This window comes from Allobosea sp., assembly GCF_035944895.1.
Lineage (GTDB): Bacteria > Pseudomonadota > Alphaproteobacteria > Rhizobiales > Beijerinckiaceae > Allobosea.
This window is the reverse complement of record NZ_DASZAT010000010.1, coordinates 246,326-255,709: the sequence shown is the minus strand read 5'-3', so window position 1 is coordinate 255,709 and position 9,384 is coordinate 246,326. Positions and strand designations below refer to the sequence as shown.

Sequence of the window (9,384 nt, the reverse complement as noted above, 5' to 3'; positions counted from 1 at the left end):
TAATTATCTCTGCGCCAGGATATCTCGGCGGAGGACGCGTGACGGGAGACCGTGTCGACCGCCTGCGCCGGCAATGATCTTGGGGATCGAAGCGAGCCAGGTGGGAGCGCAGGGCGGTCAGTGAAGGCACCTCATGCTTGGGCTTGACCCGAGCATCTCAGGCCGGAGGAGGCTCCGGCCGGCGCCTTCTCGTCATGGGATTCCCGGGTCGGCGCTGTGCGCCGCCCGAGAATGACGATGGGTTCACCGCTTCAGGTTGACGAGGACCACGCCGGCCAGCGCCATGGCGCCGCCGATCAGGCCGAGCGCGGTCGGGACCTCGCCGAGCCAGAGGAAGCTGATCAGCATCGCCGCCGGGGGCACGCAGTACTGGAAGTTGGCGGCGCGGGCGGCCGGTAGGCGCGACAGGGTGATCGCCCAGGTGCCGTAGGCGACGACACTGGAGACCAGAGCGAGCCAGACCACCGACCAGATCGCCTGCGCCGGGGCGGCCGGCAACTGCTCGAGCGCGCCGGGCAGGAAGGGCGTGAGCGCGAGGCCGCCGAGCGTCATGTTCCAGGCTGCGACGGTGAGCGGCCTGTGGCGGGCAAAGAGTGGCTTCTGCACCACGGTCGAGACCGAATTGCACAGGGCGGCGCCGAGGATCAGCAGGACGCTGACGCCGATATTGAGATCGAGCCCGTTGCCGAGAGCGATCACGCCGATGCCGGCGAAGGCCAGCGCCGTGCCAGCCCAGGCGAGGGCGCTGAAACGCTCGTTCAGGACCAGCATGGCGAGCGCCGCCGTCATGATCGGATTGGTGTTGATGATGAAGCTCGCCGCACCGGCCGGGACGACGCGCTGGCCGAGATTGAGGAAGATCGCATAGAGCGCGATGAAGACGATGCCGCCGGTGAGGAAGCGCCAGATGTCGGCGCGTTCGGGCAGCTTCGGGCGCGTCACGGCGAGGAAGAGCGCCGCGAATACGCCGGCGATGGCAAAACGCAAGGCGGCCAGTTCGAGCGCGCCGAAGCCCGCAAGGCCGGCCCGGATCGCCGGGAAGGACGAGGCCCAGGCGATCACGGTGAAGGGGATGGTGAAGAGCAGCATGGCGTCGAGGGTGGAGCCGGGCCGGGTGGCCGAGGGGACGGTTGTCATGACGGGCCTCTTTCGGGCGAATGACGGTTCCCCTCCGATAAGCGCCTCGGTGAGCTGATTGACAAACGAGTAATTCAATGACGAGCTGTGAGTATGGATCACAGCTCGCCGCTTCCACCACTCGACACGCTGCGCGCCTTCGAGGCCGCTGCCCGCTCCGGCAGCTTCTCGGCTGCGGCCGAGGCGCTCAACCTGACGCATGGCGCGGTCTCGCGGCAGGTCGCCAAGCTCGAGCATTGGCTCGGCCTGCGGGTTTTCGAGCGCCAGGCACGCGGCGTCGCGCTGACGCCGGAGGGGCAGCGGCTGTTCCAGCGCACGCAGGAGGCCTTCTCGGTCTTCGCCGATTCGTCGGATCGCTGGAGCGAGCCGCGCGGCACGGCGGTGGTGCGTTTCAGCGCGACGCCATCGGTCTGCTCGCTCTGGCTGATGCCGCGCTGGCAGCGTCTGGAGAGCGGCGACCCTGCCGTGCGGATCATGCTGCAGGTCGACCATCGCAAGGTCGACCTTGAAGAGGAGGGCATCGACCTCGCCATTCGCTGCGGCCGCGGCGGTACGCCGGGCAGGGTTTCGGTGCAGCTCTTCGAGGAGTGGTGCTATCCGGTCGCCTCGCCGGAGCTGGCCAAGGCGATCGGCGAGGGCAGGCCGGAGCGCTTCCTCGACCAGCCGCTGATCCATGATTCGGACGCCGCCGGCTGGCGCGCCTGGTTCAATGCGCAGGGGCTCGATTTCCGGCCGCGCCAGCAGGATCGGCGCTTCGAGGACTACAATCTCGTGCTCGACGCTGCAGCCAGCGGGCTCGGCGTGGCGCTGTCGCGCCCACCTCTGGCGCAGGCGCAGGTCGATGCCGGGCGGATCGTCAGGGTCGACCAGCGCACGGCGCTGAACCCGGTCTCCTACTGGCTCGACCGGCCGATGGGCCAGCCACGCCCGGCGGCGGTGGCATTGGCGACAAGGATCGCACACGAAGCCGGGCTGCCGGCGGGCAAGCTCGCTGGCTTCCTGAGGACCGAGGCGAAGGCGATTTAGCGGCCGCTCGGATCAGATCGTTTCGGCTTGGCGACAGGTTACCGGCAGAGGCGCAGCCCTCCCTCCTTGTGGGGGAGGGTTGGGAGGGGGGTATGCAGGGCGCTGCCCTTCTCGGGGAGGTTTCGACCATGGAGCAAATCTTTCCCCGCACGGCTGACTACCCCCCTCTCCAGCTCTCCCCCACAAGGGGGGAGAGGGCGCGTTGCGGTTCCGGCGTCGGCTGAGGGCTGGTGCCATCAATGGTCGAGCGATCGAGATGCGCCCGCATCTCCTCGGCCAGCGCGAAGAAGCGGTCGCGCACCGGCCGGGCATGCGGGTTGGCCTGCTCGATTGCCATGAAGACCGCCGGGCTGTCATGGCGGACCATCTCGGTCGCACGCATCAGGAGATCGAAGCTCGCCGTGGTCATGCGGCGGGGCAGGGGCTCCATCCGGACCAGGATCTTGGCGATGAGATGAGTCAGGCCCTGGACCAGCGCCGCCTCGCGATCGTGAGCCTCCGGCGTCGTCATGATCACCTTGAGACCAAGCACGCGGCGCAGGAAGGCGGCGATGCGCCAGGCGCTGGCGCCGCGGATCGGGCAGATCGCGATCTTCAGGCCGGCAATGCCGTCGCGGCCGCTCTGCGGGCCGAAGAGCGGATGGGTGCCGACGATCTCGACGTCCTCGGGCAGCTCGGCGAGCATGGTCGTGGCCGGGCCGATCTTGACCGAGCCGACATCGACGACGATCGCGCCGGCGCGCAGATGTGGGCGCAGGGTGGCGATCGCCTCCGAAAGAGCCGCGACCGGCACGGCGAGGATGACGATATCGCAGGCGGCGATCTCGGCCGGATCGGCGGCGATGATCCCGCTTGAGGCGGCATCGGCCGGCAATGCCGGGTCGAAGACCAGCAAGCGGCAATGCGGCTTGAGATGGCGGGCGATCAGGCGGCCAAAGGCGCCAAAGCCCATCAGGCCGACGGAGGGATTGGTCTTGTTCGGGGCAAGCATCGCGTGGTCCTCTGGAGGGGCCGCGATGCCGGGTGACTGCCTGATTTCAACCGCCAGCGCGGCGGTTGAGACATGAAAATGCCACCGCCTCTATGAGGACGGGGCGTAATAGTTGCGGGCGAGCAGGCAGGGACCAGTCATGGCCCGCTTAGAGCGCGGGCGGGCCGGGCTGTCAACCTTGCTCGGATTGGGCGCCGTTGGCCAGGTCGATTTCGGAACGCAAATGTTTACCTAGGAGCCACTCGTAAAAAAGTTACAGTTTTTACTTCACCTTCTACCTCGCGGAGTGAAAGTTCGACTTCAATCTCTGTTCTATTTTCAAGAGCTTCAAATAATTTTGTCCTATCATCTGACATAAAGAGAGTTTCTGATAGTTTCATTTTGAACTGCTCTTTGGACACGGGCCGCATAAGGATCATTGCATCGACTTCAGCGGCGGTGTTCATATCTACAACACGCATTTTCTCTCGAATTATCCTGTTCATGGCGTAAGATCGAGAGGATGTTCTTAGTGATGAAGCTTCTGATGCAGTCAGCCTCTGTCCATTTATTTCAGTTTTTTCAGTTTTTGATGCTGCTTTCAGTAGGGCGCCAAATGAAGAGTCGATCAAATCTTGAGATTGAGTGCCAACCTTTCCTTGCTTTTCAAGGGTTTGCATCAGCATCTTAAAAATTTCTAGCTGATTTTCATTGGCGAATTTAAGCGCTGAGAGTGCTTCAATGTGCTCTTTGCTCTTTAGTTCCTCAATCTTGATGGTTTTTTGCTGCTCAAGCCACGATGACCAGCCAATTGTGCCGGCGATTAGCATCGAGATTCCGAGGATGACAATCGTTGCTTGGCGTCCTGTCATCTTTCCGAGCATGATCTTAAAGCACCGTTCTATGGGCTTTGCTAAGTCGGAGACGAGATTCGAGCTGCCGGAAGTTACTTTTACAGAGATCTCTAAGTCATGTCTATCTATTTCGTTAAGTTGATTGACGTGAGAGACGCCTGATTTTGCAAGTGCAGCAAGTTGAAATAGTTCTTTTTGGAGGTGTAGGAATGCCTCCATAAACGGGGGTGAGATCGAAGAATCTACCTCTGGCTTAGGAATATAGACGTGCGGCGTAACCCATCCTGGCGCAATCTCAATTCGTTGTTCAAATTCTTCTTCGCTCTCCGTTAGTCTTAAAAATAGATCGAGAGCCTCGTCAAACGACGAGATTGTCAGGACGTCTGTAGCCATCGCTCCCCCAAGCCGAGCCGCTACCCTTTTCCCTGATGTTTCTTGCGACCAGCGTCGCAATCAAAGCACGCATTTCTGAAGGAAGTCCACTTTCTCGTGCAATGCGGGGATTGAGAGTGGTCACCGCCTTCACAGAGCCACGATGAGCGGTGAAGGCGAGGCAATTACGAGCGCCTGTCAATCACAGCGGCGGGGAATAGTCGGTCGGCAGCAGAACGCGGTCCTCGATCGCGCCGACGAGGTCGCCATGCTCGATGACGCTGACGCGCTTGATCTCGATCCACTCAGGGTCGGCCATGAAGCTCGCCCAGCGCGCCGCCTTTGTCTCGAGGTCGGGCCAGGCGAGGAGATAGGCGAACTCGGTGCGACCGGCGCTGCGCGTTTCCCACATCGACATGATGCGGAACCCGTGGCGGGCCATGATCTGGCTGGCATGATCGCGGAAGCGGGCGTGGAACGCCACCTTGTTGCGCTCGAAGATCTCGTAGATGCGCAACTGGTGGATCATGACACCCTCCGTGATCAGGCGGCCTTCTTCGCCTTCTCCGCTTCCATCAGCTCGACGAAGCGGGTGAAGAGATAGTGGCTGTCCTGCGGGCCGGGCGAGGCTTCCGGATGGTGCTGGACGCTGAAGGCCGGGCGGTCGTTCAGGGCGATGCCGCAGTTCGAGCCGTCGAAGAGCGAGACATGGGTCTCGGTCGCGTTGGCCGGCAGCGTCGCCGGATCGACGGCGAAGCCGTGGTTCATCGAGACGATCTCGACCTTGCCGGTGGTCTTGTCCTGGACCGGATGATTGGCGCCGTGATGGCCCTGCTTCATCTTCATGGTCTGGCCGCCGATGGCGAGCGCCAGCATCTGGTGGCCGAGGCAGATGCCGAAGGTCGGGATCTTCAGGTCGAGGAGTTCCTTGATCACCGGCACGGCATATTCGCCGGTCGCGGCCGGGTCGCCCGGGCCGTTCGACAGGAAGACGCCGTCGGGATTGAGGGCGAGGATGTCCTTGGCGCTGGCGGTCGAGGGCACGACCTCGACCTCGCAGCCGGCCTTGGCCAGCAGGCGCAGGATGTTGCGCTTGACGCCGTAGTCGATGGCGACGACGCGATGCGCCGCAGCTTCGCGCTTGCCGTAGCCGCGCGGCCACTGCCAGGGCGTCTCGTCCCAGTCATAGCGCTGGGTCGCGGCGACGAGCGGCACGAGGTCGAGCCCGGCCATGTCGGGTAGGGCCGCGGCCTCCTTCTTCAGGGCCTCGATGTCGAAATTGCCGGCGGGGTCATGAGCGATGACGGCGTTGGGCATGCCGTTCTCGCGGATCAGCGCGGTCAAGGCGCGCGTATCGACACCGCAGATGCCGACGATGTTGCGGGCCTTGAGCCAGGCGTCGAGATGCTTGGCCGCGCGCCAGTTCGAGGGCTGGGTGACCTCGGCATGCAGAACGACGCCGCGCACGCCGGAGGAGGCGGCTGCGTTGACCGTCTCGGTGTCCTCTTCGTTGACGCCGACATTGCCGATATGCGGGAAGGTGAAGGTGATGATCTGCCCGGCATAGGACGGGTCGGTCAGGATTTCCTGATAGCCGGTCATCGCCGTGTTGAAGCAGACCTCGCCGGGCGCCTGTGCGGTCGCGCCGAGGCCGAAGCCTTCGAGCACCGTACCGTCGGCCAGCACCAGCACGGCAGTTGCGCGCGGCTCGACCCAGCCTTCTTGCGTGCCCCCTTGCCAGCCCTGGGAGGCGGGGTTTCCTTCGTGAGCGGTCATGTCTATGTCTCGTCCAGGCCGCTGGAAGCTGCGGCAAGCGTGAAGGCTGCGCGAAATGGCGCTGCCGGTCTGGAGCGCGAGCCTTAATCAGGCGGCCGCGCCCCGTCAATGAATGAAGAAGGTTCGTAACATCATGTCCACTCTGCGCGAGCAGTTCACCGCCGACCTCAAGACCGCGATGAAGGCCGGCGAGAAGGGCAAGGTCGCCGCCATCCGCCTGATCCAGGCAGCACTGAAGGACAAGGACATCGAGGCGCGCGGTGCCGGCAAGGGCGAGGCAACGGCCGACGAGATCCTCGCCCTGCTGCAGAAGATGATCAAGCAACGCCAGGAATCGATCGCGATCTACGATGCCAATGGCCGGCCCGAGCTCGCCGAAGGCGAGCGCGCCGAGGTTGCGGTGATCTCCTCCTATCTGCCGAAGCAGATGAGCGACGAGGAGATCAAGGCGGCTATCGAGGAGGTCATCGCCGAGACCGGGGCTTCCGCCGTCAAGGACATGGGCAAGGTCATCGGCGCCCTGCGCGCCGCCTATGCCGGCCAGATGGACTTCGCCAAGGTCTCCCCTATGGTAAAGCAGTTGCTGGGCGGCTGATCCGCGGCGGCATTCTCGCCAGATCGACGGGCAGCGTTTCGGCAAGGGAGGCTTCCGATGTCGAAACGGTCGATCGCTGTCCTGACGCTCGGTCTCGCCCTGCAAGGCTCGGCTGCTCTGGCCCAATCGGAAGGCTGGGGCACCGGCTACCAGATGGGCACATCCTATGCCGGGGTGAGCGGCGCCGACGGGACGCGGCTCACCTTCTATTGCGGGGATTCGGCGGCTGCCCGCGCCAACCCGGCGATCGCGAGCGGCCCCTACCTGATTGCCGTCCTGCCCAGGACGCAGCTCAAGGACGCCCTGCCGGCGGTGATCGAGATCGTGGCCGACGGCAAGGCGACGCGCGTGCCGGTCACGGCCCAGGCCGGTATCGACGAGGTCGAGCTGACCTGGAAACCCGATGCGGGCTTCGGAACCACGCAGATGAAGCCGGTGGTGGCAGCCTTGCGCGATGCGAAACGGATCGAATTGCGGGCCGGAGACGCCGCCATCCTGCTGCCGATCGAGGGCGTGGCGAAGGCCCTGGCGGACGACCCGCTGCACTGTCCGTGAACGACTCGGTGCCGCCGTAATCCGCAGTGCGAGTGTGCTGCTGTCTCACATCGGCAGCGGGGTCGGCTATCACGACGCTGTGGAAAGGGCAGATAAGAGTGGGAGTGTTGCGATCGGCGATTGGCAGAGCCGTCTCGCATCGCCAGATAGGAAGCCATGAAGTTCCCGCCCTCCGTCCTTGAGGAGATCAAGGCGCGGCTGCCTGTCTCGGCGGTCGTGGGCAAGCGCGTGCGCCTTGCCAAGGCCGGTCGCGAATGGAAGGGGCTCTCGCCCTTCAATGCCGAGAAGACGCCGTCCTTCTTCGTCAACGACCAGAAGGGCTCGTTCTTCGATTTCTCCTCCGGCAAGAACGGCGACATCTTCAAATTCGTAATGGAGACCGAAGGGCTCTCCTTCCCGGAGGCGGTCGAGAAGCTCGCTTCGGAGGCCGGCGTCACCTTGCCGAAGGTGTCCTTCGAGGCGCAGGCTCAGGAAGAGAAGCGCAAGGGGCTGCACGAAGTCGTCGAGCTGGCGGCGCGCTTTTTCGAGGCCGAGCTGCAATCGGAGCGCGGCGGACTGGCGCGGCGCTATCTGTCAGGGCGCGGGCTGGAAGGGGAGGCGCGCCGGCTCTTCCGCATGGGTTATGCCCCTCCGGACCGCTTCGCGCTGCGCGACCATCTCGCGGGGAAGGGCGTCGGCGCCGATGCGATGATGGAGACCGGGCTCCTGGTGCATGGCGAGGAGATCGCCGTGCCCTATGACCGCTTCCGCGACCGGATCATGTTCCCGATTCATGATGCGCGCGGACGGGTGATCGCCTTTGGCGGCCGGGCGATGAGCGCCGACGTGCCGGCGAAGTACCTGAACTCGCCGGAGACGCCGCTCTTCCACAAGGGTGCGCTGCTGTTCAACCATCACAATGCCCGCAAGGCCGCGCACGACACCGGCCAGGTCATCGTGGTCGAGGGTTATGTCGACGTCATCGCGATGACGCTCGCCGGCTTCCCGCAGGTGGTGGCGCCGCTCGGCACGGCGCTGACCGAGGATCAGCTCTCCCTGCTCTGGCGCATGTCTGGCGAGCCGGTGATCTGCCTCGACGGCGACAAGGCCGGCCGCAAGGCGGCGGGCCGGGCGATCGACCTCGCGCTACCGATGCTGGAGCCGGGGCGCTCGCTCTCCTTCGCGCTTTTGCCCGAGGGACAGGACCCGGACGATCTCGCCCGCTCCGGCGGCAAGCCGGCGGTCGCCGAGGTGATCGGTTCGGCCAAGCCGCTGGTCGACATGCTCTGGGCCCGCGAGTTCGAAGCGAGCCAGCTCGACACGCCCGAGCGGCGTGCTGCCTTCGAGCGCAGGCTGAAGGAGCCGCTCGGCCTGATTCGCGACGAGGTGACGCGCAGGCATTATCGCCGCGAGATCGACGAGCGCATTGCCCAGCTCTTCGCGCCGCCGCAGCGGGAGCGTTTCGAGGGGCGGCGCCAGAGCGGGTTTGGCGGCGGCAATGCGCGCGGTGGCGCGCGCGGCTTTCCGCGTGGTCCCGAGCGGCCGCCGCTGTCGCTGGTGCGGCCGAGCCCGCAACTCGCCGGCTCGCCGCTGATGCAGCGCCGGCACGGAGAGAACACGCGCGAGGCGTTCATCCTGCTGGCTCTGGCGAGCCATCCGGACCTCGTCATGCGCTGCGTCGACGAGATCGCCGAGCTTGCGCTCGATGGGGCTGCGGCCGAGCGTTTCCGTCAGGCGCTCGTCGAAGCGGCTTTCGATGGCAGCTTCGACCAGGAGGCGTTCGGGCGCCGGCTGGAGCAGACCCGCGTGGCGGAAGCGCGGGCGGCGCTGCTCGCGGTCACCCAGCCGGCCGAGCGGCTGAAGCTCGCGCAAACGGCTGATCCTGAATCGGTTTTTGATTCGATTCGTCAGGCTCTCGTCTTGCATCATCGCGCACGAACGCTACATAGCGAGCTGAAGGCAGCCGAACGCGCATTGGCTGACGAACCAACGGAAGCCAATTTCGCCTGGATGAAGGACGTCAAGGCTCGCCTCGAGACGATCGAGGGGACCGAGGCGAATCCGGAGAAGTGACCAGGCCGGTCCGTTGCTTTCGTCGGCAGATTCGAGGACGGCTTTGA

Annotated in this window: 9 protein-coding genes; 4 read left to right on the top strand and 5 right to left on the bottom strand. The window is 64.7% G+C overall.

From position 1 onward, the window contains the following. Nucleotides 1-243 precede the first annotated feature (243 nt). Nucleotides 244-1,137 carry a DMT family transporter gene (locus VGV58_RS16815; protein ID WP_326875179.1) on the bottom strand — a complete coding sequence of 298 codons (894 nt, stop codon included), beginning with the start codon at nt 1,135-1,137 and terminating at the stop codon, nt 244-246. Nucleotides 1,138-1,230: 93 nt separating this feature from the next. Between VGV58_RS16815 and VGV58_RS16810 the strand changes: the two genes are divergently transcribed. Then, a complete protein-coding gene (locus tag VGV58_RS16810) occupies nt 1,231-2,163 on the top strand; it encodes a LysR substrate-binding domain-containing protein (protein ID WP_326875178.1) in 933 nt (310 codons plus the stop codon). A gap of 157 nt (nt 2,164-2,320) precedes the next feature. Here VGV58_RS16810 and VGV58_RS16805 read toward each other — a convergent pair whose 3' ends face one another. The 4 genes from VGV58_RS16805 to carA all read right to left on the bottom strand — a co-directional run bounded on the left by VGV58_RS16805 (nt 2,321) and on the right by carA (nt 6,135). Beyond that, nucleotides 2,321-3,154, bottom strand: a complete 834-nt coding sequence (locus tag VGV58_RS16805) for a prephenate dehydrogenase (RefSeq protein ID WP_326875177.1) — start codon at nt 3,152-3,154, stop codon at nt 2,321-2,323. 227 nt (nt 3,155-3,381) lie between these two features. After that, a complete protein-coding gene (locus VGV58_RS16800; protein ID WP_326875176.1) occupies nt 3,382-4,380 on the bottom strand; it encodes a hypothetical protein in 999 nt (332 codons plus the stop codon). A 181-nt stretch (nt 4,381-4,561) separates the two neighbouring features. Then, on the bottom strand, nt 4,562-4,888 hold the full coding sequence (locus tag VGV58_RS16795) for an NIPSNAP family protein (protein WP_326875175.1): 327 nt from the start codon (nt 4,886-4,888) through the stop codon (nt 4,562-4,564). 14 nt (nt 4,889-4,902) lie between these two features. Next, complete coding sequence (gene carA, locus VGV58_RS16790; protein ID WP_326875174.1) at nt 4,903-6,135, bottom strand: glutamine-hydrolyzing carbamoyl-phosphate synthase small subunit; 1,233 nt, start codon at nt 6,133-6,135, stop codon at nt 4,903-4,905. 133 nt (nt 6,136-6,268) lie between these two features. Here carA and VGV58_RS16785 point away from each other — a divergent pair, with 133 nt between their 5' ends. The 3 genes from VGV58_RS16785 to dnaG all read left to right on the top strand — a co-directional run bounded on the left by VGV58_RS16785 (nt 6,269) and on the right by dnaG (nt 9,337). After that, entirely contained in the window at nt 6,269-6,730 is a 462-nt protein-coding gene (locus VGV58_RS16785) for a GatB/YqeY domain-containing protein (RefSeq protein WP_326875173.1), read from the top strand. A 57-nt stretch (nt 6,731-6,787) separates the two neighbouring features. Beyond that, the gene (locus VGV58_RS16780; RefSeq protein ID WP_326875172.1) at nt 6,788-7,285 is read left to right on the top strand and encodes a hypothetical protein; all 498 of its coding nucleotides are present in this window, start codon (nt 6,788-6,790) and stop codon (nt 7,283-7,285) included. Nucleotides 7,286-7,441: 156 nt separating this feature from the next. After that, on the top strand, nt 7,442-9,337 hold the full coding sequence (gene dnaG / locus VGV58_RS16775; protein ID WP_326875171.1) for a DNA primase: 1,896 nt from the start codon (nt 7,442-7,444) through the stop codon (nt 9,335-9,337). Nucleotides 9,338-9,384 lie beyond the last annotated feature (47 nt).